This is a genomic window from Vibrio sp. 2134-1 (genome assembly GCF_033339495.1).
In genome coordinates, this window is sequence record NZ_JAWOUS010000983.1 from 1 (window position 1) to 513 (window position 513).

Annotated in this window: 1 protein-coding gene; it reads left to right on the top strand. The window is 38.0% G+C overall.

What is annotated here, in order from left to right:
• Positions 1-198: 198 nt before the first annotated feature.
• Positions 199-513, top strand: a 315-nt coding sequence (locus tag R7R78_RS29605) for a DMT family transporter (RefSeq protein WP_225475026.1), incomplete at its 3' end; no start/stop codon positions are given.

A 513-nucleotide genomic window follows, 5' to 3' on the forward strand; every position in this document is an offset into this window, starting at 1 on the left:
TAGCGTGGCTAACGGGACATTAAGACGCTCAGATGCTTGTGTTAGGCTTTGATAGCGAGCAACAGAAACGAATAACAAAAGGTCATCCAAAGAGTGACGTTCCATATTTGGGATTAACCCTCTTAAATTTGGCTATTAAAAATCAAATATGAAATATATAGCATTATCGCGTCAAGTTAATTTTTATCAGGAAGATCTATGTCTAAGCATTTATCAATTTGGTGCGGTGTTGTTGTCGCTATCTTTTTTTGGTCTAGTAACTTTAACGTAATAAAGGCTATTAATAGCGATGTCTCTCCTTTGGATTCAGCGACGTTACGATTTTCCGTTGCAGCTTTAATACTCTTGCTGATAAGAGGTACTAAATGCTCTCCATATGGAACCAAACTCACACGAAAAAGTATGTTGTCGTTGTTTGTTATAGCAACCGTGGGTGTAACTATCCAAAACTTCTCTATTTTCTCTGCAATGAGATTTACTACCCCAGTTAACGCAGCGGTTGTTCAGGCAAAC